The 24788-nt window shown below is 64.8% G+C and carries 25 protein-coding genes; 18 read left to right on the forward strand and 7 right to left on the reverse strand.

Annotation, left to right across the window (positions count from 1 at the left end):
• Positions 1-109: 109 nt before the first annotated feature.
• On the forward strand, positions 110-697 hold the full coding sequence (locus tag EN824_RS19715; protein WP_167531417.1) for a GNAT family protein: 588 nt from the start codon (positions 110-112) through the stop codon (positions 695-697).
• Between the two features lie 200 nt (positions 698-897).
• On the opposite strand, the gene EN824_RS19720 is transcribed toward EN824_RS19715, so the two are convergent.
• Positions 898-1767, reverse strand: a complete 870-nt coding sequence (locus tag EN824_RS19720; RefSeq protein WP_127872162.1) for an endonuclease/exonuclease/phosphatase family protein — start codon at positions 1765-1767, stop codon at positions 898-900.
• Positions 1768-1897: 130 nt separating this feature from the next.
• Between EN824_RS19720 and obgE the strand changes: the two genes are divergently transcribed.
• The 5 genes from obgE (at position 1898) to EN824_RS19745 (ending at position 7401) form a co-directional block, all read left to right on the forward strand.
• Positions 1898-2929 (forward strand): GTPase ObgE, encoded by a 1032-nt coding sequence (gene obgE / locus EN824_RS19725; RefSeq protein ID WP_135863260.1) that lies wholly within the window; start codon positions 1898-1900, stop codon positions 2927-2929.
• A gap of 4 nt (positions 2930-2933) precedes the next feature.
• Positions 2934-4070 (forward strand): glutamate 5-kinase, encoded by a 1137-nt coding sequence (gene proB / locus EN824_RS19730; RefSeq protein ID WP_127872160.1) that lies wholly within the window; start codon positions 2934-2936, stop codon positions 4068-4070.
• 3 nt (positions 4071-4073) lie between these two features.
• Positions 4074-5360: a glutamate-5-semialdehyde dehydrogenase gene (locus EN824_RS19735; RefSeq protein WP_135932616.1), complete on the forward strand. Its 1287-nt coding sequence runs from the start codon at positions 4074-4076 to the stop codon at positions 5358-5360.
• 27 nt (positions 5361-5387) lie between these two features.
• Positions 5388-6020, forward strand: a complete 633-nt coding sequence (locus EN824_RS19740; RefSeq protein ID WP_245520748.1) for a nicotinate-nucleotide adenylyltransferase — start codon at positions 5388-5390, stop codon at positions 6018-6020.
• Positions 6021-6108: 88 nt separating this feature from the next.
• Entirely contained in the window at positions 6109-7401 is a 1293-nt protein-coding gene (locus EN824_RS19745; protein WP_135932617.1) for an MFS transporter, read from the forward strand.
• Here the strand turns inward: EN824_RS19745 and EN824_RS19750 are convergent, their stop codons facing one another.
• Positions 7402-8253, reverse strand: a complete 852-nt coding sequence (locus EN824_RS19750) for a mechanosensitive ion channel domain-containing protein (RefSeq protein WP_127275334.1) — start codon at positions 8251-8253, stop codon at positions 7402-7404. It lies immediately after the preceding gene.
• 242 nt (positions 8254-8495) lie between these two features.
• Between EN824_RS19750 and rsfS the strand changes: the two genes are divergently transcribed.
• The 5 genes from rsfS to EN824_RS19775 all read left to right on the forward strand — a co-directional run bounded on the left by rsfS (position 8496) and on the right by EN824_RS19775 (position 13656).
• Complete coding sequence (gene rsfS, locus EN824_RS19755; protein WP_023777607.1) at positions 8496-8873, forward strand: ribosome silencing factor; 378 nt, start codon at positions 8496-8498, stop codon at positions 8871-8873.
• Positions 8874-8953: 80 nt separating this feature from the next.
• On the forward strand, positions 8954-9436 hold the full coding sequence (gene rlmH, locus EN824_RS19760; protein ID WP_127872159.1) for a 23S rRNA (pseudouridine(1915)-N(3))-methyltransferase RlmH: 483 nt from the start codon (positions 8954-8956) through the stop codon (positions 9434-9436).
• Positions 9437-9590: 154 nt separating this feature from the next.
• Positions 9591-10940: a murein hydrolase activator EnvC gene (locus EN824_RS19765; protein ID WP_127275332.1), complete on the forward strand. Its 1350-nt coding sequence runs from the start codon at positions 9591-9593 to the stop codon at positions 10938-10940.
• A gap of 1 nt (position 10941) precedes the next feature.
• The gene (locus EN824_RS19770) at positions 10942-12273 is read left to right on the forward strand and encodes a S41 family peptidase (RefSeq protein ID WP_167531416.1); all 1332 of its coding nucleotides are present in this window, start codon (positions 10942-10944) and stop codon (positions 12271-12273) included.
• A gap of 186 nt (positions 12274-12459) precedes the next feature.
• Positions 12460-13656: a divergent polysaccharide deacetylase family protein gene (locus tag EN824_RS19775; RefSeq protein ID WP_135932618.1), complete on the forward strand. Its 1197-nt coding sequence runs from the start codon at positions 12460-12462 to the stop codon at positions 13654-13656.
• Between the two features lie 29 nt (positions 13657-13685).
• Here EN824_RS19775 and EN824_RS19780 read toward each other — a convergent pair whose 3' ends face one another.
• Positions 13686-14012 (reverse strand): hypothetical protein, encoded by a 327-nt coding sequence (locus tag EN824_RS19780; RefSeq protein ID WP_135863256.1) that lies wholly within the window; start codon positions 14010-14012, stop codon positions 13686-13688.
• A gap of 176 nt (positions 14013-14188) precedes the next feature.
• Between EN824_RS19780 and EN824_RS19785 the strand changes: the two genes are divergently transcribed.
• Both EN824_RS19785 and alr read left to right on the forward strand, forming a co-directional pair.
• On the forward strand, positions 14189-14707 hold the full coding sequence (locus EN824_RS19785; RefSeq protein ID WP_135863254.1) for an RNA pyrophosphohydrolase: 519 nt from the start codon (positions 14189-14191) through the stop codon (positions 14705-14707).
• Between the two features lie 91 nt (positions 14708-14798).
• On the forward strand, positions 14799-15938 hold the full coding sequence (gene alr, locus EN824_RS19790; protein ID WP_135863252.1) for an alanine racemase: 1140 nt from the start codon (positions 14799-14801) through the stop codon (positions 15936-15938).
• A gap of 64 nt (positions 15939-16002) precedes the next feature.
• Here alr and EN824_RS35635 read toward each other — a convergent pair whose 3' ends face one another.
• A complete protein-coding gene (locus tag EN824_RS35635) occupies positions 16003-16203 on the reverse strand; it encodes a hypothetical protein (protein WP_135932619.1) in 201 nt (66 codons plus the stop codon).
• A gap of 10 nt (positions 16204-16213) precedes the next feature.
• Between EN824_RS35635 and rnk the strand changes: the two genes are divergently transcribed.
• The 3 genes from rnk (at position 16214) to EN824_RS19810 (ending at position 18564) form a co-directional block, all read left to right on the forward strand.
• The gene (gene rnk / locus EN824_RS19800) at positions 16214-16633 is read left to right on the forward strand and encodes a nucleoside diphosphate kinase regulator (protein WP_135863249.1); all 420 of its coding nucleotides are present in this window, start codon (positions 16214-16216) and stop codon (positions 16631-16633) included.
• Between the two features lie 14 nt (positions 16634-16647).
• Positions 16648-17193 (forward strand): GreA/GreB family elongation factor, encoded by a 546-nt coding sequence (locus tag EN824_RS19805; protein WP_135932620.1) that lies wholly within the window; start codon positions 16648-16650, stop codon positions 17191-17193.
• Between the two features lie 114 nt (positions 17194-17307).
• The gene (locus EN824_RS19810; protein WP_135932652.1) at positions 17308-18564 is read left to right on the forward strand and encodes a D-amino acid dehydrogenase; all 1257 of its coding nucleotides are present in this window, start codon (positions 17308-17310) and stop codon (positions 18562-18564) included.
• A 142-nt stretch (positions 18565-18706) separates the two neighbouring features.
• Here the strand turns inward: EN824_RS19810 and EN824_RS19815 are convergent, their stop codons facing one another.
• From EN824_RS19815 to EN824_RS19825, 3 genes are all read right to left on the reverse strand, one after another.
• Complete coding sequence (locus EN824_RS19815; protein WP_135932621.1) at positions 18707-20860, reverse strand: phosphatidylserine/phosphatidylglycerophosphate/cardiolipin synthase family protein; 2154 nt, start codon at positions 20858-20860, stop codon at positions 18707-18709.
• The gene (locus tag EN824_RS19820; RefSeq protein WP_135929562.1) at positions 20857-21300 is read right to left on the reverse strand and encodes a hypothetical protein; all 444 of its coding nucleotides are present in this window, start codon (positions 21298-21300) and stop codon (positions 20857-20859) included. The genes EN824_RS19815 and EN824_RS19820 overlap by 4 nt, the downstream gene beginning before the upstream one ends.
• 151 nt (positions 21301-21451) lie before the next feature.
• Positions 21452-22333, reverse strand: coding sequence for a LysR family transcriptional regulator (locus EN824_RS19825; protein ID WP_127872154.1), 882 nt, complete (start codon positions 22331-22333; stop codon positions 21452-21454).
• A 205-nt stretch (positions 22334-22538) separates the two neighbouring features.
• On the opposite strand from EN824_RS19825, the gene EN824_RS19830 reads away from it, so the two are divergent.
• Together EN824_RS19830 and EN824_RS19835 are read left to right on the forward strand one after the other, a co-directional pair.
• Complete coding sequence (locus EN824_RS19830; protein ID WP_135929561.1) at positions 22539-24035, forward strand: CoA-acylating methylmalonate-semialdehyde dehydrogenase; 1497 nt, start codon at positions 22539-22541, stop codon at positions 24033-24035.
• 413 nt (positions 24036-24448) lie between these two features.
• The gene (locus EN824_RS19835) at positions 24449-24751 is read left to right on the forward strand and encodes a hypothetical protein (RefSeq protein WP_135932622.1); all 303 of its coding nucleotides are present in this window, start codon (positions 24449-24451) and stop codon (positions 24749-24751) included.
• Positions 24752-24788 lie beyond the last annotated feature (37 nt).

Raw genomic sequence — 24788 nt, forward strand, 5'->3', positions numbered from 1 at the left:
CTAGAACACCGGCGCCCATCTCGGGAACCGGTGTCTGGCAAAGCCAGGAAAAGGATCAGGGGAGATGGGTTTCCATCTCCCCTTTTTCTTTTGCCTGGAGGACGTTGAAATGGTTGCCGAAGCGGAAGACTCAGAAGACGAAAGTTACGCGATAGATTGTCCGGTGCTGGTTACTGAGCGGCTGGTCATGCGCGCTCCCGAGGAGCGGGATATCGCCCAACTGGTCGAGCTTGCCGACAACCGTCACGTCGCCGAAATGCTGGCCCGCATGCCGCACCCCTATGGCGAAGCCGAGGGGCGTGCCTTCCTCGCCATGACCAAGGCGCGCCGCGCCGGCATCGCCTATGCGCTGACGCTGGCCGGCACCGACACTTTCGTCGGCTGCGCGGGCTTGAACACCACCGATCGCGGGCTGGAACTCGGCTACTGGATCGGCGAGCCCCACTGGAAGCGCGGCTATGCGACCGAAGCAGCGCACGCGCTGGTCGATCTCGCCTTCCAGAAGACGTCGATCCAGGTGCTGCATGCCTCGACGCGGGTCATCAACCCGGCCTCGCGCCGGGTGATCCACAAGTGCGGCTTCCAGTATGCCGGCCAGGGCATGCTGAACTCGATCGTCGCCGGCCAGGTGCCTGTCGAGCGTTACCGGCTCGACAGGAAGACCTGGACCAGCCTGCGCAACTGGATCCATTTCTAGGCGCGTCGATATTCAGGTCAGGCCGGCCTGCGAATGGCGGCTTCCTGCGCTTCCGGTGCTCGCGTGCTTCAGTACGCTCCGCTCCGGTTCTCGGAAGCCATCATCTTAGGCTCGGCCTGACCTGAATCTCGGTGCGTGGTGCGGAACACGACAAAATCAACTGCGGACCAGACTTGATCAACTGCGGACCAGACTTGGCCTCAGCCCAGTTCGACCCAGACCGGCCGGTGGTCGGATCCGACGGCTTGCCGGTCGACCCACAGGCGCTTCAGCGAGCGGGCAAGCGACGCGCTGGTGAAGACATAGTCGATGCGCTTGTGGCGGCTGGCGTTGGTGGGGTCCTTGGGATCGACCCAGGAGACGAGATCCTCGCCGGCGACATCGAGGCGCACGGCGGCATCGACGGCGAAGTCGGCGGTCAACGGCATGCCGAATTCATGGTCCGGCTGGCCGGCAAGTTCGACATATTCCGGCGAGCCGGCCAGCATGTTGAAATCGCCCATGCCGACAAAGGCTTCCGGATGGGGCAGTTCCGGCAGGCCGATCTCGGCGACGCCGGACAATGCGCCGCCTTCGAGCGCATAATTCAACAGGCGCTGGCGCAGGAACTGAATCTGGCTGGCGCGCTCGACCGGGCTGCGGTGATCGAGATGGATGGAATAGAAGCGGATGAAACCAAGCGGCGTCTCGATCAGCGCTTCGAGTGCGCCGCGCTGGAAGTTCATCATCTCGAAGCTGCGGCTGCGCGGCAAGAGCAGGTTGCGCGACAGATGAATGGGCGTCCTCGACAAGACCATGTTGCCGAGCTGGAAGGTGGTGGTGATGGCGCGGCCGTTCTCGATGCGCGAGCCGATATTGGCCTCGAAATTGCTGCCATAGACGGCGAAATAATCGGGCAGCGCCTCGCCGATCTCGGCGACCATGTCGCGGCCGCCGTTCCTGGGATTGTTGCGGGTGACCTCCTGCAGCGCGATCACGTCGGCGCCGCGCACGGCATCGGCGATGCGCCCGACATCGTAGCGCCCATCGAGACCGATGCCGTACTGGATGTTGTAGGTTACAAGCTTCATTCCGACATCTCCGGCCGACCCCACACGGCCATTGTCACAAAACGGCCTCGCCCTTGGCCGCGCCTTGGTTTAGAGCAAGGCCCAAGGTTTAGAGCAATGCCGCAAGGCCAATAAAAGAAACTGCGATCCCATGAAATTTCTCGATCAAGCCAAGGTCTATGTCCGCTCCGGCGACGGCGGCGCCGGTTCGGTGTCGTTCCGGCGCGAAAAATTCATCGAATTCGGCGGGCCGGATGGCGGCGACGGCGGCCGCGGCGGCGATGTCTGGCTGGAAGCGGTCGATGGGCTGAACACGCTGATCGACTATCGCTACCAGCAGCACTTCAAGGCCAAGACCGGCGTCCACGGCATGGGCCGCAACATGACCGGCGCCAAGGGTGCCGACGTCACACTGAAAGTGCCGGCCGGAACGCAGGTCTTCGAGGAAGACAACGAGACGCTGATCTGCGACCTGACCGTGGTCGGCCAGCGCTTCCTGCTCGCCAAGGGTGGCAATGGCGGCTTCGGCAACCAGCATTTCAAGACCTCGACCAACCAGGCGCCGCGCCGCGCCAATCCAGGCCTGCCGGGCGAGGAGCTCAACATCTGGCTCAGGCTGAAGCTGATCGCCGATGCCGGCCTGGTCGGGCTGCCCAATGCCGGCAAGTCGACGTTCCTGGCGGCCGTCACCGCGGCCAAGCCGAAGATCGCGGACTATCCGTTCACGACGCTGCATCCGGGCCTCGGCGTCGCGCGCATCGATGCACGCGAATTCGTCATCGCCGATATTCCCGGCCTCATCGAAGGCGCGCATGAAGGCGTCGGCATCGGCGACCGCTTCCTCGGCCATGTCGAGCGCACGCGTGTGCTGCTGCATCTGGTTTCGGCACAGGAGGAAAATCCGGGCAAGGCCTACAAGACCGTGCGCGCCGAACTCGAAGCCTATGGCCACGGCCTGACCGACAAGGTCGAGATCCTGGCGCTGAGCCAGGTCGACACGCTCGACGCCGACGCACGCAAGAAGAAGGTTGCTTCACTCAAGCGCGCCGCCGGGCGTGCGCCGATGCTGCTGTCTGCCGTCACCGGCGAGGGTGTCGAGGCGGTGCAGCGCGCGCTGATGGCGGTGATCGCCGAAGCCCGCGCGCAAATTGCCGCCACGGTCGAGACGCGCTGGGAAAAGTAGGGCCATGCAGTCGCTCAGGAAATACCGGCGCATCACCGTCAAGATCGGCTCGGCGCTGCTCGTCGACCGCACCAGCGGCCTGAAGCGCGACTGGCTCGCCTCGCTCGCCGACGATATCGCCGTGCTTGCCAATGGCGGCGCCGAGATCCTCGTCGTGTCGTCGGGCGCCATCGCGCTTGGCCGTACCATTCTCGACCTCGGCAAGAGGGCGCTGAAGCTCGAGGAAAGCCAGGCAGCGGCGGCCGTCGGCCAGATCGCGCTCGCCGGCGCCTGGTCGGATGCGCTCGGCAAAGGCGCCCTGAAATCGGGCCAGATCCTTTTAACACTCGGCGACACCGAGGAACGCCGCCGCTACCTCAATGCACGCGCGACGATATCGACGCTCTTGAAGATGAAGGCGGTGCCGGTCATCAACGAGAACGACACGGTGGCGACCTCCGAAATCCGCTATGGCGACAATGACCGGCTGGCCGCGCGGGTGGCGACGATGATGGGGGCGGACCTTCTGGTGCTGCTGTCCGACATTGACGGGCTCTACACCGCGCCGCCAGCGCGCGACCCGCAAGCCAAATTCATTCCGTTGGTCGACCGCATCACGCCTGACATCGAGGCGATGGCGGGTGCGGCGGCGTCCGAGCTGTCGCGCGGCGGCATGCGCACAAAGCTCGATGCCGGCAAGATCGCCACGGCCGCCGGCACGGCAATGATCATCACCTCCGGCACCCGGCTGTCGCCGCTGATGGCGATCGAGCGCGGCGAGCGCGCCACCTTCTTCAAGCCGAGCGCAAATCCGGTCAAGGGCTACAAGACCTGGATCGCCGGCCAGCTCGAACCGGCCGGGCGGCTGACCGTCGATGCCGGCGCCATCGGCGCGCTCATTTCGGGCAAGTCGCTGCTGCCGGCCGGCGTGAAACTGGTCAGCGGCAATTTCTCGCGCGGCGATACGGTGGCGATCCTGTCGCCCGAGGGCCGCGAGATCGCGCGCGGGCTGGTTGCCTACGATGCCGCCGATGCCGTAAGGATCGCAGGCCTGAAGACGGCCGAGATCGAAACCGTGCTCGGCTACGAGGCGCGTTCGGCGATGATCCACCGCGATGATCTCGTGGTGAGTCACGCTGGAGGCGACATAAGCGGAGGATGAGCCATGCTGAAGCTGCATGAAAAATCCGGGGACGATACCGTGGCGCTGATGGCCAATATCGGCCGCCGTGCCCGCGCTGCCGCGCGACCGCTGGCCATCGCCACCACCGCCGCCAAGAATGCCGCGCTTGTCGCCATGGCCGAGGCAATCCTCGCCCGGGAACGGGACATTCTCGACGCCAATGCCGTCGACGTCTCGAATGGTGAGGAATCCGGGCTGTCGGCCTCGTTCATGGACCGGCTGAAACTCAATCCGGCGCGCATCCGCGCCATGGCGGATGGCATCCGCGAAATTGCCGAGCTCAAGGATCCGGTTGGCGACGTCATTGCCGGATGGGATCGCCCCAACGGCCTGCACATAGAGCGCGTGCGTACGCCGCTCGGTGTCGTCGGCGTCATCTATGAAAGCCGGCCGAACGTGACGGCGGATGCCGGCGCGCTTTGCCTCAAGGCCGGCAATCCGGTGATCTTGCGCGGCGGCTCGGATTCGCTCAATTCCTCCTCGGCGATCCACGCCTGCCTGGTCGAGGGGCTGAAGGCGGCCGGTCTGCCCGAGGATGCCATCCAGTTGGTGCCGACCACCGACCGCGCCGCGGTCGGCGAAATGCTCAAAGGGCTTGGCGGCAATCTCGACGTCATCATTCCGCGCGGCGGCAAAAGCCTGGTCGGGCGGGTGCAGAGTGAGGCGCGGGTGCCGGTCTTCGCCCATCTCGAAGGCATCTGCCATCTCTATATCGACCGGTCGGCCAATCTCGACATGGCGGTGCGGATCGCGGTCAACGCCAAGATGCGGCGAACCGGTGTATGTGGTGCCGCCGAAACGCTGCTGGTCGACCGCGCGGTCGCCCCCAGCCATCTGGTGCCGATCCTCGATGCCCTGCGCGCCGCCGGCTGCGAGATCCATGCCGATGCCGAAGTGATGAAAGTCTTCTTCGACGCCAAGCCGGCGACCGATGCCGACTGGGTAACGGAATATCTCGACGCGATCATCGCGGTGAAGCTGGTCGACGGCATCAGTGGCGCGATCGACCACATCGAGACCTTTTCCTCGCATCACACCGAGGCGATCGTCGCCGAGGATGGCCAGGCGGTGGAACGGTTCTTCAACGAGATCGATTCGGCGATCCTGCTGCACAACGCCTCGACGCAGTTCGCCGATGGCGGCGAATTCGGCATGGGCGCCGAGATCGGCATCGCCACCGGCAAGATGCATGCGCGCGGGCCGGTCGGCGTCGAACAGCTGACCTCGTTCAAATACCGTGTACGCGGGTCCGGACAGGTGAGACCTTGACGCCGTTCGTCGCCAGAGCCTGAAGCGATGCTGGCTTCTTCCGAACCGGCGGTACCCTCCCACTATCTTCGCATGCCGCACGCCGAAAAGGGCCTCGCGGTGGGTCTGTTCGGCGGCTCGTTCAACCCGCCGCATGCCGGCCACGCCCTGGTTGCCGAAATCGCTTTGCGGCGCCTGGCACTCGATCAGTTGTGGTGGATGGTGACGCCGGGAAATCCGTTGAAGAGCACACGCGAACTGGCGCCGCTGAGCGAGCGCATCGCGTTTTCCGAGAAGATCGCCAAGAACCCGAAGATCAAGGTCACGGCCTTCGAGGCGGCACACAATGTGCGCTACACCGCGGACACGCTGGCTCTGGTCAAGGCGCGCAATCCCGGCGTCGACTTCGTCTGGATCATGGGCGCCGACTCGCTGCGCGATTTCCACCGCTGGCAGCGCTGGCGCGAGATTGTGCTCACCTTTCCGATCGCGGTCATCGACCGTCCGGGCGCCACGCTGTCGTTCCTGTCGTCGGTGGTTGCCAAGACCTTCGACTACGCCCGCATCGACGAGGGCGACGCACCGCTGCTCGCCCGCATGAAGGCGCCGGCCTGGACCTTTATCCACGGTCCGCGTTCATCGCTGTCGTCGAGCGCGATCCGCGAGATGGCGAAGGGCTGAGCGGCCGGTTCGGGTGGCGGAATCATCGGGCCAGCGATGTCGTTTTTGCAGCGGCATCCGCCCAATCAATAGGCGATGCTGATCGGGCATGCTGGAAAAGACCCACCCCACACTCGATCCCGAGCAAGGCGACACGCCCGCGCCGCTGATCGCGATTGCCAGCGTCATCGTATCGATGGCGCTGATTGCCATCGGCAATGGGCTGATGTTCGCCTACATCCCCGTGCGGCTCGGCGTGGAGGGGTTCGATCCGGTCTGGGCCGGGCTGATCGTCACCGGCCTGTCGGCCGGCGGCCTTGCCGGCTGCATCCTGACCGGGCCGCTGGTGCGCAGGGTCGGCCATGCACGCGCCTTCATGGTGCTGTCGGCGCTGATCGCGCTGTCCAATGCCGCTATCGGCGCCGGACCGCACCCGCTGCTGTGGATCGTGGCGCGGGCGCTTTACGGCTTTGCCATATGCGGCCTGTTCATCGTCGCGCAGAGCTGGCTCAACGACGCGCTGCCGAACGCCATACGCGGCCGGGTGATGGCTGTGTTCTACGTCGCCTATATTGCCGGCCTCGGCGTCGGCTACGCGACGCTTGCCGTCATCGACATCCACACGGTCGCGGCGTCGTTGATCGGCATCACCTTTACCGCCCTGTCGATCCTGCCTGTCGGCATGACGCGGCTTGCCCAGCCGCCGGCGCCGCAGGCGGCTTCGGTGGCGTTGCGCCAGGCCTGGCGGATCTCGCCGGTCGGCGTCGCCGGCATGCTGGCGGTCGGCGGCCTGTCGATGATCATTTCCGGCTTCGCGCCCATCCACGCCACCGCCAAGGGCTACAGCCAGGCCGATGTCGCGTTGCTGTTGTCGGCGATGCCAGTCGGCACGCTGATCCTGCAGATACCGCTCGGCTGGCTTTCCGACCGCACCGACCGGCGTTACGTGCTTGCCGGCGCCGCGGCGCTCGCGGTCGTCGCCAGCGTGCTTGCCATCGCCTTCGACGGCGGTGCGCTGATGGTCCTGTTGGTGATCTACCTGATCTGGGACGGGGCGGCGGAATCGATCTACGCTCTCTCCAGCGCGCATGCCGCCGACCGCGCCAGGAAGGATGAACTGCTCGCGCTGTCGAGTTCGATGCTGTTTGCCTGGTCGCTCGCCGGCTTCATCGTGCCGGGCATCGTCACGGCGCTTTCGGCCGCCTTCGGCACGGCAACCTTCATCTATGTCGGCATCGTCATCGCCTCGGTATTCTGCCTGTTCGTGCTGTGGCGGGTGATCGCGGCGCGGCCCGTTCCGGCGGGCGCCACGGGCAGCTTCGCGCCGATGTCGGCGCAAGCACCGTTGCCGGTGGAACTCGCCTTCGCGCCGGACGAAGAGGTCCGCCACAGGGGCGGCTGATTATTGTTTGCGGGCCTCGGGTGGCGGCGCTTCCGGGGGTGGCAGCGGGATGGAGATGCCTTCGCTGTCGAAGGCCTGCTTGGCGCGTTTCGTCATGTCGATCTGGGTGGCGAAATAGTCCGCCGCCGCGGTCCAGTAGCGCAAGGTAAGCGAAACGGTCGTGTCGCCGAGTGCGGCCACGAAGGCGATCGGCGCCGGTTCGCGGCGAATGCGCTTCTCGGCGCCGGCAATGGCAAGCAATGTCTTCTGCGCCCCATCTATGTCGTTCCAGGAGCCGATGCTGAGCGTGATATCGGTGCGGCGCACGCCGTTGCGGGTGAAATTGCGTACCGGCTGATTCCACAGCGTCGAATTGGGGGCCAGTATGTAGACGCCGTCGGCGGTCCTGAGCTTCGTGGCGAAGAGGCCGATTTCCTCGACCGAACCGGCAATGGCGCCGACCTCGACGGATTCGCCGATGCGGAACGGCCGCAGCGCGAGCAGCATGATGCCGGCCGCGATGTTCTGCAGCGTGCCTTGCAGGGCGAGACCGATGGCCAGGCCGATGGCGCCGATCGCGGCGATGATCGATGCGGTCTGCACGCCGAACTGGCCGAGCACCATGATGACGACAAGGATCAGGATGGCGTAGCGCACGATCTTGGAAAAGAAATGCCGCAGCGTCGCGTCGAACCCGTGGATGTGGCCGAGGCCAGCCGAGATCGAGCGCTCGGCAAGGTTGGCAACGATGTAGCCGACCACCAGGAGGATGACGGCGCCGATGGCGGAGAAGGAATAGGAGACGATCAGCGTACTGAGCTGAGCGAGGCCGGCCTGGACGGTGAGAAGGGTGTTTTGCGGGTCGATCGGCATGGCGGGATTCCGGTTGGTCGGTCAGCCGATAACCGCTGCCGGACGCCTGGGTTCCGATGTTTTTTCGTGTCGCGCGGAACAATATGCCAGTCGGCAAGTTCGCGTCAGTTGGGGCTCCGTCTTGAAACTGCAACGGAACTCTGCCTATCTAAGTGGTGTCACCTGCTTTCAGGGGTGATTTGGTTGTTCTTGCTGCGAAAGGAAATACACTGAGAACAGCACTGCGGAAGAAGGCCGATATCATGCCTTCGCCGGCCAGGATCAGCGTAGACGACGCCGTGTCCCGTGCCATCAAGACAGTCCTTGCCAGTCTGGAAGACTCCAAGGCCGAAAATATTGTCTCAATCGACATTCAGGGGAAATCGAGCCTCGGCGACTACATGGTCGTCGCGTCGGGCCGATCGCACCGTCATGTCTCGGCTGTCGCCGACCATCTCCTCAAGGCGCTCAAGGATGCCGGCCTCGGCACGGCGCGCGTCGAGGGGCTGTCCGGCGCCGACTGGGTCCTGATCGATTCTGGCGATATCATCGTCCATGTCTTCCGTCCCGAAGTCCGCGAATTCTACAATCTCGAAAAGATGTGGCAGGCGCCGGATCTCGAGGAAGAGACCCTCCACTAGGCCGATTTTGTCTGATGCATGTCGTTGCCTAAACCGGTTCCCACTTGGGTGACATGCATTAGCGGCTCATAGAGGCGAGGATGAAGATTTCAGTTCATGCCGTGGGCCGAATGAAAGCCGGCCCCGAGCGGGAGTTGGCCGACCGCTATTTCGAGCGTTTCGCCAAGAGCGGGCCCGCCGTGGGGCTCGAATTCGCCGGGATCACCGAGATCGCCGAGGGCCGCGCGCAGAGCGCCAGCGAGCGCCAGCGCGACGAAGGCTCGCGCCTGCAGGCGCAGCTGCAGCCAGGCACTGCCCTCATCCTGCTCGACGAGCGAGGCAAGAGCCTGTCCTCCCAGGATTTCGCCAGCCATATCGGACAGTTGCGCGATGGTGGGCGCAAGGCGCTGGTGCTCGCCATTGGCGGCGCCGACGGCCACGATCCGCCGCTGCGTGACCAGGCCGAGCTGGTGATGTCGTTCGGGGCGCTCACCTGGCCGCATCAGCTGGTGCGCGTGATGCTGGGCGAACAACTCTACAGGGTGGCGACCATCCTGTCGGGCCATCCCTATCACAGGTCCTGAAAGCGCCGGGTCGCACCGAATTTAGCCCCAATGCCGCGTAAATTCATCTGGGGGCTGCTTTTGCTTTGCAGGGCGTTTTTGCGAACCCTTTGGGCGACGGGCGCTAACATGGTTGATGATTCGTTAACGAAGCCGCGGATAGAGTCGATCGCGAATGTCTGAAGGCTATAAATCGACGACGGGCTCATCGACCGGGGGCTCCTGGAGCGCGCGCTGCGGCATCGCTGCGGCGGTGATGCTTCTATCGCTCCATGCGGCGCGGGCGGAAAACACGCTCGACATGGCGCCCGATCCGGACCAGAGCCGCGCCGAATACGAGCAGGTTTCCAAGGAAATAACGCTGTCGTCGGAACGGCTGGCCAAGCTCGCCGCCGATATCGCCGCGGTCAAGAAGGACCACGCCTCGATCACCGCCGCGCTGATCCAGTCGGCGATGACCGAACAGAAGCTCGGCCAGGACATCGAGGACATCGGCGCCAAGCTGGAGGGGCTGAAGGGCCAGCAGCAGAAGATACGCGCTTCACTGTCGGCGCGGCGCGACGTGCTGGCCGAAGTGCTGGGCGCCCTGCAGCGCATGGGGCTCAATCCGCCGCCGGCGATCCTGGTCAAGCCGGAGGACGCGCTGTCGTCGGTGCGCAGCGCCATCCTGCTCGGCGCCGTGGTGCCGGAACTGCGCCAGCAGACCGATGCGCTGCTGGCCGATCTCAAGGAACAGACCCGGGTGACGGCCTCGATCGAGGCCGAGCGGGCGCGGCTGACGGCCGCGGTCGGCGACCAGGCGGCGGAGAAGAGACGTCTTGGCATGCTGCTCGAAGCCAAGCAGAAGCTCGAGGCCGACACGAAGGCGCAGATGGCGGCCGAACAGCAGCGTTCCGAGCAATTGGCGGCCAAGGCCAGCAGCCTGAAGGATCTGATCGCCTCGCTCGAAGCGCAGGCGGACAAGAACCGCAAGGCCGCGGATGCCGCGAAGGCAGCCGCCGCGAGCCAGGCCGGCGGTACCGAGCCCGGAGGCGACCAGACGGCATCGCTGCCGGTTCCAGAGGGCAACCGGTTGACGGCGGCAGCGCCTTTCTCGGCGCTGCAGGGACAGATCGCCCTGCCGGTCACAGGCCGCATCAAACGCCGGTTCGGCGCCGACGACGGTAACGGCGCCTTGATGCTTGGGGACATGGTTGCGACACAATCGGGAGCCATCGTTACCGCGCCGGCGGATGGGAATGTGCTTTATGCGGGGCCGTTTCGTTCCTATGGTCAACTCTTGATCCTCAATGCCGGCGACGGTTATCATGTCGTCTTGGCTGGGATGAGCAGAATCAGCGTCGCGACTGGCCAGTCAGTGCTCGCAGGAGAGCCGGTCGGCGCGATGGGAGAAGCCCGGGTGGCAAGCACCTCGGTTTCGAAGAATGGAAATGCCACGCCGGAACTCTATGTCGAGTTCCGCAAGGATGGAAAACCCGTCGATCCGGCCCCATGGTGGGCGGACCGTTTTTCTGGAAGGACGTGAAATGATGCGGAAACTGTCGCTTCTGTTTGCCGGTGCGCTGATGGGCGCGTCCGCCATGAGCCTTGTCTATGGCGCACCCGGCTCGGCGGCGAACGCTGCGGGGTCGGAGACCTACAAGCAACTGGCGATCTTCGGCGACATCTTCGAGCGGGTGCGGGCGCAGTATGTGACCCCGCCCGACGACAAGTCGCTGGTCGAGAACGCCATCAACGGCATGCTTTCTTCGCTCGATCCGCACTCCTCCTACATGAACGCCGAACAGGCGCAGGACATGCGCGTGCAGACCAAGGGCGAATTTGGCGGCCTCGGCATCGAGGTCACCATGGAGAACGACCTGGTCAAGGTGATCACGCCGATCGACGACACGCCGGCCGCCAAGGCGGGCGTGCTGGCCGGCGACTATATCGCCAAGATCGACGGCGAGGAGGTTCGCGGCCTGACGCTCAACGACGCGGTCGACAAGATGCGCGGCCTGGTCAACACGCCGATCAAGCTGACCATCCTGCGCCAGGGCGCCGACAAGCCGATCGAACTGACGGTCGTGCGCGACATCATCAAGGTCAAGGCGGTCAAGTTCCGGGTCGAGAACGACATCGGCTACATGAAGATCACCTCCTTCACCGAAAAGACCTATGACGACCTCGAGAACGCCATCGACACCATCAAGAAGCAGGTGCCGGACGACAAGTTGAAGGGCTATGTGCTCGACCTGCGCCTCAACCCGGGTGGCCTGCTCGACCAGGCGGTGAGCGTGTCGGATGCCTTCCTCAAGCGCGGCGAGATCGTCTCGACGCGCGGCCGCGATCCCAAGGACGTTACCCGCTTCGACGCCAAGCCCAAGCAGACCGACGACATCAACGGCAAGCCGATGATCGTGCTCGTCAATGGTGGCTCGGCCAGCGCTTCGGAGATCGTCGCGGGCGCGCTGCAGGATCTGCGCCGCGTCACGGTGGTCGGTACGCAGTCCTTCGGCAAGGGCTCGGTGCAGACCATCATCCCGCTCGGCGAGAATGGCGCGCTCAGGCTGACGACGGCGCTCTATTACACGCCGTCGGGCAAGTCGATCCAGGGCAAGGGCATCACGCCCGACATCAAGGTCGACCAGCCGTTGCCGCCGGAACTGCAGGGCAGGGACCTGACGCGTGGCGAGTCCGATCTCAAGGGCCATATCAAGGGCGCCGACGAGAGCAAGACCGGCTCCGGCTCCGCAGCCTATGTGCCGCCGGATCCGAAGGACGACCTGCAGCTCATCTATGCCGAGCAGCTGCTGCGCGGCCAGAAGACCGATCCGGCCTTCCCGCCCAATCCGGAAAAGGCCGTGCTCAACCAGTAAGGCCAGCAACCGGTCTGGCCGGTTGAACGAAGCAATGCGATGCTGCCGGGACCGTGAGGTTCCGGCAGTTTGATTCGGGGCAGGACCAGGCCTCCAGGGACGGCGCCAAGGGTGGGCCAGGATTGATGAATTCGTGCATGTCTTCCCGAAGGAGGTCGCCTTCGGACCGTGCACCGGGGACAGGGCTTGGCTGATATCGGCAAGGACATCGAACGCCCGCTTGGACAGACGGTCCGGGCGCCGCGTGCCGCCGGCAAGATCAGCGTAGGCGTGATCGCGGCGAGCGCGGTCGTGCTGGCCGTGGTCGGAGTCTCGGCCGCGATCGCGCTCAGGGAAAAGCCGTTTCGAAAACCGCAGGAAGTCGCCGTTTCGACGCCGAAAGTGACCGCGGCGGCGGAGCCCGCCGTGTCGTCTCCCGCATTGGCCCCGGCAGCGACGCCAAAGGTGGAGACGCCGGCGAAGGACTTGTCGACCAAGAGCGGCGGTCCGCAGATCATCCATGTGCAGACGGAAGAAGGCGATGGCCCTCCCAAAGCCGCAATCGTCATTCGCGATCCGTCGACGGTCGGCCAGAACCTCAAGATCGCACATATTCCCGACAGGGCGCTGATCGAAACCAGTGAAACCGGGCCTTTGCCGATGCGCTCCGCCGATGGGCGGCGACCGTTCGACGTCTATGCGCGGCCATGGTCCGGCACGCGTGGCGCACGTGTTGCAATCGTCATTGGCGGGCTAGCGGTTTCACAGACCGGTACCCAGGCGGCGATCGCTAAGCTGCCGGCGGAAGTGACGCTGGCCTTCGCGCCGCAGGGCAACAGCATCGGCCGCTGGATGCAGGCCGCGAGGCAGAGCGGCCATGAGATCGTCATGCAGGTGCCGCTCGAACCGTTCGACTATCCCAACGTCAACCCCGGCCGCAACACGCTGACGGTGGCGGCGACCCCCGACGAGAATCTCAGGAATCTGCATTGGGCGCTGTCGCGGACGACGAACTATACCGGCGTCATGAACTATATGGGCGCGCGTTTTTCCTCCGACGCGGCGGCGATGCAGCCGTTCATGGCCGAGCTCGGCAAAAGGGGCCTCGCCTATATCGACGACGGCTCGTCGGCGCGCAGCCTGGCTCCGGACATGGCGTTGAAGGATGGCGTGCCCTTCGTCGCCGGCGACACGGCGATCGACGCGGTGCAGGATCGCGGCGCCATCCTGAAGAAGCTCGACAGTCTCGAAGCGACCGCGCGTGCCAAGGGTACCGCTGTCGGTATCGGCTCGGCCTTCGACCTGACGGTTGACACCGTCACCGCCTGGATCGCTGAAGCGAAGAAGCGCGGCATCGAGATCGTGCCGGTTTCAGCGGTGGCCGTCGATCCGCAAAAAGGATAGACGATGTGGACAATCAGCTTGTGACGATTTCAGCGATGGCGAGAGACGAGCTTTCTCTGTGCTTCGTTGAGCGCGCTATCCCAATCGACCTCGCGCTTAGATCGCGGGATTTGCCGATGTTCATTGTTGTAGAATAGTGTCCCATGGATTCCGAGCGCATCGCGCTTAAGGATAGGGCGGCTCCAAAGCGGAGCTAGCACGCGGCCAGCCTCCTCTTCGCCTAGCCGTTCGAAGAGGTCTTCGGCCAATTCCATATCTCGCCCGTCGGGAAAGATGGCGGCGAACTCCTCCTCGGTTGCCTGGAATATGCTGAAGGTAGCGTTCAGAGCGCCGTCGATGATTTGGATATTTTTCATAAGATGTATTTTCGCATTCGACCGCAACAGCGGCAACTGGCCGGGTGACAGCCAACTCGAACGCGGCGCAGTTTCCGCGCTTCCGGTGTAAGCCCAGTTTGGGTACGCTCCGTTCTCGATCCGCCCAGTCGCACCGCGTCGTCGGAGCGATTCTCAAAACAGCTGGAAACTGACTAATGTCTAAAAAGACGATCGACCGCGAAACGCTGCCCTATCGGCCCTGTGTCGGGCTGATGATCCTCAATGGCGATGGCCTGGTCTGGGTCGGGCATCGCATTGCCGAACCCGACAGCGAATTCGCCGGCACGACGCAGCTCTGGCAGATGCCGCAGGGCGGCATCGACGAGGGCGAGGAGCCGCTGCGGGCGGCAGAGCGGGAGCTCTATGAGGAGACCGGCATGCGCAGCGTCTCGCTGCTGGCCGAGGCGCCGGACTGGATCAACTACGACCTGCCGGATCATCTCGTCGGCATTGCCTTCAAGGGCAGGTATCGCGGCCAGACCCAGAAATGGTTCGCGTTCCGCTTCCACGGCGATACCAGCGAAATCCAGATCAACCCGCCGCCGGGCGGCCACACCGCCGAATTCGACAAATGGTCGTGGCGGCCGATGCAGGATCTTCCCGACCTGATCGTGCCGTTCAAGCGCAAGGTCTATGAAGACGTGGTGGCGGCGTTCCGGCACCTGGTGCCGTAGCTGGACGAGTTGCGACCGGGTTCGAAGGACCTTGGTTGCCGTGCCGGCGCGTCGGTCCTATTGATGTTAATCCGCTACAAGGAGGGTCGCCATGAACGACGCCCCCGCAAGGTCGCTGCCCCATGACGTCGCCGCCGTAAGCCAAGCGGCTGCCGGGGCGATTTTGACCATCGATCTCGATGCGATCCGCGAAAACTACCGACGGCTGAAGGCAAGGCTGGGCGGCGTGCGCTGCGCCGGCGTGGTCAAAGCCAACGGCTACGGTCTTGGCGCGAGCCAAGTGGCATCGGCGCTGATGAAGGAAGGCTGCGGCATCTTCTTCGTCGCGCTGCTGGCCGAAGGCATCGCGCTGCGCAAGGCGATCGGGGCCGGACCTGAGATCTACGTGCTGAACGGATTGCCGCCAGGCTCCGAGCCGGAGGCGGTCGCGTCCGATCTGTGCGCGGTCGTCAACAGTGGCGCGCAGTTGGAAGCCTGGCGCGCGGCGGCGCATCGCGTTGGCCGAAAACTTCCAGCCGCCATCCAGGTCGACAGCGGCATGTCGCGGCTTGGCATGGCGCCGGCCGAAGTCGAGGCGATGGCCGGTGATGCCGCCGCGTTCGACGGCATCGCCGTCAGATATGTGATGAGCCATCTGGCATGCGCGGACGAGCCGCGCCATCCCGCCAATGAACAGCAGCGGCTGGCCTTCGAGCGGTTGCGCGCCAGGCTACCCGAGGCACCCGCTTCGCTCGCCAACTCCTCCGGCATCTTTCTGGGGCCGTCCTACCATTATGATCTCGCCCGCCCTGGCGCCGCGCTCTACGGCATCAATCCGACACCTGCCGAACCCAATCCGATGCAGCCCGTGGTGCGGCTGCAGGCCAAGGTGGCGCAGACGCGCAGCGTCGAACAGGGCACCGGCATCGGCTATGGCCACACCTATCACGCGGAAGCGCCGCTCAGCCTGGCGACGATCTCGTTCGGCTATGCGGATGGCTGGCTGCGCCGGTCCGCGTCGGCCGCCTGGTTCGAGGGGGTGCGCCTGCCCTTCCTCGGACGGGTGTCGATGGATTCGATCATTCTCGACATTTCCGCCCTGCCGCAAGGCAAGCTTCGCGAAGGGGATCTCGTCGAACTGCTCGGCCCTTCGCAAACCGTCGACGACGCCGCCGGCCATGCCGGCACCATCGGCTACGAAATCCTGGCCAGTCTCGGCACGCGCTTCCACCGGCGCTATGTCGGCGGTTGAGCGGTTTGGCCACGCTTGACAAGCGGACGCCTGTCGGCAAGGTTCGGCGCATGAGCAACCTCGCTTATAACAGAACCTTGTTCAGGGTCTGCCCGATCGCGGGATCGTAGCCCCGGCGCGGCCGCCTTTCGGCGTTCGTCCGTACCGGGGCATCCATACATCCACCCATCGCCATCAAGCCGCACCGCTCTCCGCGGCTGCCGGCTTTCATCAGGCCGCCGTCAACGCGGCGGCAAGCGCGCATCCGTTCGATGCGCCGATCCATGAGGTTTGCCATGCAACATGCAACGGGACTGCATCCATCCGTCCAAATTCTAATCAGCGACACCGACCATGACAGGTTGACCGGCCTGGCCCGGACCGTGCTCGACCGCGCGCCCGAGACGGCCGATGAGCTGCTCGCGGAATTGGACCGGGCGGTGATTACGGAAGCGGCGGCAATTCCGGCCGGCGTGGTGCGAATGGGGTCGACAGTCACGGTTCGCGGTGAAGGCGGTGATATCAGGCGCATCACGCTGGTCTATCCAGGCGACGCCGACATTGCCGAAAACCGGATCTCGGTGCTGACGCCGATGGGAACGGCGCTTGTCGGCGTCAGCACCGGACAGGTGGTGTTCTGGAGCGGCCGTGGCGGCCGCAAACTGTCGGCAACCGTGGAGGCGGTCGATACGCCCGCCGGCGGCGGCGAGCACTGATCGTGGAGGCGATAATGAAAAACGGAAGCTGCCGCCTGACGACGAAGGATTTCGCCGTCCTGGAAGTAATGCTCGAGCGCCGGCGGGCATTCGCGGATCCGATGGTCGCGATGATCGAAGAGAAGCTTTCCAATGCCGGCGTCGTGCCCATCGAGTCGGTCGAACCCGATATCGTGACGCTGAACAGCCGGGTGGTGTTTTGCGTCGATGCCGGTGCGGCCGAGACGCGCACCCTGGTGCAGAACGACGTGCGCGGACCGGTCGGCTCCAGCCTCTCGGTGGCAACCAGGCGCGGCCTGTGCATGCTTGGCATGGCGCAAGGCCAGACGGCATCGCTCGAACACCCCGACGGCAGGCGCGAATCGATCCGGATCAAGGCGATACTCTATCAGCCGGAAGCCGCGCGGCGGGCAGTCCGGGAAAGAGCTTCCGCTGGCGGATCGCGGCCACTCGGGCTGACCCTCGTCTACAGCGCCGACACCTCTATCCGGCCCCTTGGCGAGACGGCAGGAATGCGGCAGACAGGGAAAGACGACGATCCCGGTCCGTCGGCGGCGTGAAGAGCCACGGCGCATGGTTGCGAAGATCGGAATCGATTTTCGCCGGCGATCGTGCGCAAATCGCAGATGTGGCCGTGTCCTTCGGCACGAAGGACACGGCGTAAGGAGTGAATGATGAAGATCATGGTGCTGGGCAGTGGCGTCATCGGGGTGACCACGGCCTATTATCTCGCCGAGGCCGGCCATGAGGTGACGGTGATCGACCGCCAGAAAGGCCCGGCGCTGGAGACCAGCTTTGCCAATGCCGGCGAGATTTCGCCCGGCTATGCCTCGCCCTGGGCCGGCCCCGGCATTCCGCTCAAGGCGATCAAGTGGCTCCTGATGAAGCACGGCCCGCTGGTGGTGCGGCCGGCCTTCGACCCGCATATGTGGACATGGCTGGTCAAGATGCTGCGCAACTGCACCGCCGAGCGCTACGCCATCAACAAAGCGCGCATGGTGCCGCTGGCGGAATACAGCCGCGACACGCTGAAGGCGCTGCGCGAAGCGACCGGCATTGCCTATGACGAGCGGACCCAGGGCACGCTGCAGCTGTTTCGCACGCAAAAGCAACTCGACGGCACTGGAGGCGATGTCGAGGTGCTGAAGAAATATGGCGTGCCGTACGAAATCCTCGACAAGGATGGCTGCATCGCGGCGGAGCCGGGGCTGGCCGGCGTGCGCGAGAAGTTCGTCGGGGGGCTGAGACTGCCGCATGACGAGACCGGCGACTGCAAGATGTTCACCGACAGGCTGACCGAGCTCTGCGTGGCGCGCGGCGTCAAGTTCGAGTACGACGTGACCATCTGGCGCGTCATCCGCAGCCGCAATCGTGTCGCCAATCTGAGCACCAGTGCTGGCTGGAAGGCGGCAGACGCCTATGTCATGGCGCTGGGCAGCTATTCGGCGGGTTTCATGCGCCGGATGAAGCGGTCGATCCCGGTCTATCCGGTCAAAGGCTACTCGATCACGGTGCCGATCAAGGACGCCGCCGCCGCACCGGTGTCGACCGTAATGGACGAGACCTACAAGGTCGCGATCACCCGGCTTGGTGACCGCATCCGCGTCGGCGGCACGGCCGAGATTTCCGGCTTCGATCTCAGGCTGCACGAATCGCGGCGCCGCACCCTGGAACACTCGGTCGGCGATCTCTTTCCGGGCGCCGGCGCCATGCGCGAGGCGACGTTCTGGTGCGGGCTGCGGCCGATGACGCCGGATGGACCACCGCTGATCGGCCGCACCGAACTGTCCAACCTCTATCTCAATACCGGCCATGGAACGCTGGGCTGGACCATGGCCTGCGGCTCGGCCAAGGTGCTGGCCGACATCATCTCGAACCGGGTACCCGACATCGACGTGCGTGCCCTGGCGCAGGAGCGTTATCTTAAATAGCCCGCGCGCGTCTCGCCGGCGCGCTCTGTTCCTTGCTTTGATGCATGTCGTTGCCCCAAAACCGGGGCCACTTTTGGGCGACATCTCTTGGGTGGATGCAATTCCGGGCGGAAAACCGCTTCGCACTTTTCCTGGAATTGCATCAGAACGCCTGCCTGACCCAGGCCTCGTCGAACAGCAGCCGGTAGGCCCACGGGATCGTCAGTTTGGTGGAAACCGGGTTCGAGTGGGCGAGATAGTCGTCATAGACCGGCTTCATCCTGGCGTAGAAGGCGGGGTCGAGCACCATCATGCCGTTCTCGGAATCGTGGAAGAAGCTGCGGTTGTTGAGGTTGACCGAGGAGATGGCGACCAGCCTTTCATCGATCAGCATGATCTTGGAATGCAGCACCACGTCAGGTGCCTTGAATTCGCGGATGTCGATGCGGTCGCCATATTTCTCGACGAACAGCTTGTTGAGCGCGGTGAGGAACCTGCCGCCGATATCGCCCTTGAGGTCGATGCGGCCGACAATGTCGATCTTGACGCCGCGGGCGAGCGCCCGATCGAAGGCCCGGGCGAGGCTCGGCGTCAGATTGAGGTAAGGGTTGACGATCTGGATATGGTGCTGGGCGGCGTCGACCAGCTCGACGAAATAGGCCTCCAGCGCGTGGTCATCCTCATAGGGCACCGAAATGAAATGCCGGACATTGCCAGATGGCAGGCCATCTCCGTGGACCGGGACGGAGAAGGGACGCACCAGGTTTGTGTCGGCGTCGCGCAGCCATATTGTCGACAGATGCGCGGCGAGCGTCTCGACCGTCGCCGTGTCGGCGAACTCGATGTCGAAGTCGCTCCAGTTCGAATAGTAGTTCAGCGAAAGGCCATCGGTCTTGCCGTATTGCTCGAGGTCCGGATAGCGGGACAGATCGATCGGCCGGTGGAACAGGAAGCCATCATGGATGTTGCGGCCGCCGATGATGACGCGCGAACGCGCGGGGTCCTGCGCCAGCGTCGCCAGCATCTTGATATGATGGGTCTTGTGCAGCTGTGAAATCTGCTCGTCGATCGGCGCGCCATGATCCGCCCGCCAGCGATATTCCTGCAGCTCGACATTGGGGAACTCGGCCGCCAGGCGCTGCAGCATGGCGTCGTCCTTATCACGTTCAAGCACGTCGGTGACCATGATGCGCACCTTGGCGCCAAGCGCTGCATGATGGCGGATCAGCCGTTCGATGATGCGCCCGGAAAAGTCGGCCTTGAATTCGAGCGAGGACAGATAGATCAGCTTCAGCCTTGGCACCTTCGAGAAATCGAGCGGCAATTCCGGATCGCCCTTGTCTATTGCCGCATCGGACAGCGGCGCGCCCATCAGTGCCTCGACCTTGGCGTTGAAGCCGTCGCGCGATTTGCGCAGCAGCCTGGGCTGGCCGATCGGCATGGCGCAGGTCTGCGACAGCCACCGGCCGGCATAGAAGGCGCGCTCGAGGGCGTCGAGGCCGGCGCCGTCGGGGACCGGGCAGCGCTGGTAGCGGCTATCCAAACTGGCGAGCGCCGGATCGGGGGTCTCTTCGCGCTGGATGGTGAGCGGCGCGCCGGTGGGCGCGAGGCTGGAGCGGATCCTTGCCGTGCACCGGTTCAGGTCATCGGCCGGAAACAGGCTGACCGTGTCGTTCTCGCCCGACAGGCGAAGGCGGAATGCCGCGCCGGCGGCAATGGTGCGTGAGGCTCCGGCGGCGCGGATCGCCAATGCGCCGTCGCAACTGCCGTCGATATCGGCTGGCTGCTGGCCGGCCTGGCGCACGACGATCTCGGTGCTGCGTGCCTGCAAGCCGGAAAAATCGAAGGTCTTGGAAGCCGAGGCCCGCGCCGCCGCATCGATGTAGAGCGTCTGCCGCGACACCCGCCAGCGGCCGTCGAAATGGCCGTCGCCGCCGCCCCCACTGGCCGGCGGCAGATGTGCGTTGGCGACCGGTCCGGCCAGTTGCCGTAGTGTCGAATATGTTGCCTGGAAATCGCGGTTCTGGACATCGCGGCGGTTGCGCCCGAACGGGCCGGTGCCGTTGGCTCGGTCCATGGCGCCGAGCTGGTTGTTGGCAAGCAGCGCCAGGAACCGTCTTTCGTAGTCGCTGTCGATGGCATTGCCGAAGAACCACGCCGCCGCGACCTGTGGCCCGGGCGTGCCGGCCGACAGCGAGGGCCGCGCGCAAGCTTCCTGTCCCGCCAGGAAGTCGCAGGCATTGCTACCCGCACCGGCACAACCGGCAAGGGCAGCCAGCCCGAACAGGGCGAGGATGACGATCGTGCGGCTATTCACCCGTTGGCTCCGGCCTTCATGGCGCTCAACTGCGCCGGGTCGCGCGGCGGCATGAAACCTTGCGGAAAAACCTTGCAGACGGGTATGGCGAAGGTGGCGATCAGCAGTTCGGCCTCGCTGCGCGTCTTGCGCGGTGCCGTCTTGTCGTCGCGGATTGCCCGCGCCGAGGCGACAAGGGCGCCGTCGCAGTCGCAATGGTCGCGGCGGGCGATGTAGCAGGCGTCATGGGTTCGGCAAACGGCGTCGAGGCGGTCGACCGGCCGGGCCGACAGATCGCCGGTGCGGGTGCCGGGACCGCAGTAATTGCCGATGACGAAAGGCGAGGGGCGCGCCATGGCGTAGCGGATCGGCTTGGGCAATTCGGCTTCCGGTACCTTTGTCCATGGATTGGCGCATGCGGAGACAAGAAGCAGCGGCAGGATGGCAAGAACGGCTCGCATGTCTATCCGCGCCAGCTTTCTGAAAGATGTCCCCACCCGGCGCCCGCCTTGCGTGGCCGAGGGCCGCACGCCTGATGCCACACTGGCTGGTTTTGTGGCAAGGAAAAGGCGGCGTGTGGGGACCGGCCGTGTTTGTGCCGTGACGGCGCTTCTACAGGAAGAGGCCCCGCTCACGCTCAACCGCCTTGGTGATGAAGCTGGCGACGATCTGGACGCGGCGCAGCGGCCTCACCGATTCATGGTAGACCAGCCAGTAGGCGCGGCGGATGGGCGCGACCACGTCGACGGCCACCAGCTCCGGCATCGAGCGGGCGACGAAGGTGTGCAGGATGCCGATGCCGGCGCCCGAGCGCACGGCTTCGGCCTGGCCGAGCGCCGAGGAGATGGCGAAGCTGGTGCGCCAGTCCGCGCTGAATTCGGCCGCGTAGTCGAGCGAAGGGCTGACGATGAGGTCCGGCACATAGCCGATGAGGGTGTGCCGGCCGAGTTCGGCGGCGGTTCTGGGCAGTCCATTGGCTTCGGCGTAGGCGCGCGACGCGAACAGGCCGAGCGAATAGTCGACCAGCTTTCCGGCAACCAGCCGCCCTTCGGTCGGCCGCTCGACGGTAATCGCGATATCGGCCTCGCGCCGCGACAGCGAAAAGGAGCGCGGCACCGGCACGAGCTGGATGGTGAGTTCGCGGTGCAGGGCGGTGAGTTCGCCCAGCCGCTTGGCCAGGAAGGCGACGCCGAAGCCGTCGGGTGCACCGATGCGCACGGTTCCGGACACGTCGTCGCCTTCGCCCGATATGGTCGAGCGGGCGGCGATCATGTCGCCTTCCATGCGCTCGGCGATGTCGAGGAAGCGCTCGCCTGCCGGCGTCAGCTCGCTGCCGGTGGTCAGGCGGCGGAAGAGTTTTGTCCTCAGTGCTTCCTCCAGGGCCGCGATGCGGCGCGAGACGGTGGCATGGTTGAGCTCCAGCCGCCGCGCGGCGCCAAGGATCTGGCCGGCGCGCGCCACGGCGAGGAAGATGCGGACGTCATCCCAGTTCAAGGGCGTGGTCCGACAGGACGGAGGGGGGCGCGAGGGAGCTCAACTTAACGATTCCAGCGAGAGTGAGCATACCTATCATTTGCGGCAATTGATGCACAGACCTCGCTTGTTGTCTATTTTCCGCACAACGGTTGCGTTCTCCCTCGCGTTGCCATTCGCCGGCCAAAGGCGGACAATGCGCCATCACCAACAAGGGAGAGAAATCATGATCGACTACGGTCATTTCATTGGCGGCAAGCGTGTCGCCGGCACCAGCGGCCGCAAGCAGGACGTCATGCAGCCGATGGACGGCTCGGTGCGCGGCACCGTGGCGCTGGCCTCGCAGGCGGAACTGCGGGCCGCAGTCGAGGATGCCAAGGCCGCGCAGCCCAAATGGGCGGCCACCAATCCGCAGCGCCGGGTGCGCGTGCTGATGAAATTCCTCGAACTGGTCGCCCGCGACTATGACGAACTGGCCGACATCCTGGCGCGAGAACACGGCAAGACCATCGCCGACGCCAAGGGCGACATCCAGCGCGGCCTCGAAGTGGTCGAGGTCTGCATCGGCGCGCCGCATATGATGAAGGGCGAGTTCACCGACGGCGCCGGCCCCGGCATCGACGTCTATTCGATGCGCCAGCCGCTCGGCGTGGTCGCAGGCATCACGCCGTTCAATTTCCCCGCCATGATCCCGCTTTGGAAAATCGCGCCGGCGATCGCTTGCGGCAATGCCTTCATCCTGAAGCCTTCGGAGCGTGATCCGGGCGTGCCGATGCGCATTGCCGAACTGTTCATCGAGGCCGGGCTGCCTGCCGGCATCCTCAACGTCGTCAATGGCGACAAGGATGTCGTCGACGCCATCCTCGACGATCCCGACATCAAGGCCATCGGCTTTGTCGGCTCGACCCCGATCGCCCACTACATCTATTCGCGCGGCACGGCGGCGGGCAAGCGCGTGCAGTGCTTCGGCGGCGCCAAGAACCACATGATCATCATGCCCGATGCCGACATGGACCAGACCGTCGACGCGCTGATCGGCGCCGGCTACGGTTCGGCCGGCGAGCGCTGCATGGCAATCTCGGTCGCCGTGCCAGTCGGCAACGACACCGCCAACCGGCTGATGGAAAAGCTGATCCCTCGCGTCGAGAGCCTGAAGGTCGGTCCGTCGACGGATTCGGCCGCCGATTTCGGCCCGCTGGTCACCGCCCAGGCGCTGGAGCGCGTCAAGGGTTATGTCGACACCGGCGTCAAGGAAGGCGCCAAGCTGGTGGTCGACGGCCGCGGCTTCAAGATGCAGGGTTACGAGGACGGCTACTATATGGGCGGCTGCCTGTTCGACAACGTGACCGCGGATATGCGCATCTACAAGGAAGAAATCTTCGGACCGGTGCTCTCGGTTGTGCGTGCGCCGCGCTATGAGGATGCGATCAAGCTCGCCAACGACCACGAGATGGGCAATGGCGTCGCCATCTTCACCCGCGACGGCGATGCCGCCCGCGACTTCGCCAGCCGTGTCCAGGTCGGCATGGTCGGCGTCAACGTGCCGATCCCGGTGCCGATCGCCTACTACACGTTCGGCGGCTGGAAGGCGTCTTCCTTCGGCGACCTCAACCAGCACGGCCCGGACGCCTTCCGCTTCTACACCAAGACCAAGACGGTGACCTCGCGCTGGCCGTCCGGCATCAAGGACGGTGCCGAGTTCGTCATCCCGACGATGAACTAAGCCGGACGGTTTCTTGGCTGCGCGTCCTCGCCTTCGGCTGCGGGCGCGCGGGCCGGCATCAAGGACGGAACCGAGTTCGTCATCCCGACGATGAGCTGACCGGACGCTCCCCTAAACCGAAGTTGAGAAAGCGCGGTGCAAATCGCGCTTCTTTTTCATGGGCGTCGGGAATGTGGGGGCTTTCGTCCGCTTAAGCCTTGCGCCGTCCAGCTGCGCCGCCGCGAGCGCAACGTCAGGTACATTATGCCAATGCCTCGCGCCCCGCGAGCATCTCCACATTCTAATAATTCCATCGCCGTGTGATGGAACCAACAGACCACCATCCGCCTTAGGCTTTATTCCTGCCACGCGTGCAGGCAATCAAACAGCGCCGGTGGCAGCCGGGGTTCTCGTCTGGCGCAAGGAGGTGTCAGATGACACGATTTCTTATGGCGACACTTTTGGCGGCGGCCGCGATGACCGGTGGAATCGCGCCAGCGAACGCGGCGGCGCAATGCGCGGCGCGCGCGGACATCATCAAGGCGCTCGGCAACAAATTCCACGAAACCGAGGCCGGGCGCGGCCTGATCAATCCGAACGTCGTCCTCGAGATCTTCATCTCGGATAAGGGTAGCTGGACCGTGCTGGCCTCGGACACCAAAGGCCAGAGTTGTGTTCTGTCGGTCGGCGAAGGCTGGGACAGCCCGACCATCACCGCGGCGATGCCGGGCGCTTGACGGCGCGAGGCTGCAGCGGGACCTCCCAGCGGCGGCC

Source organism: Mesorhizobium sp. M8A.F.Ca.ET.181.01.1.1, from assembly GCF_004792025.1.
Classification (GTDB): domain Bacteria; phylum Pseudomonadota; class Alphaproteobacteria; order Rhizobiales; family Rhizobiaceae; genus Mesorhizobium.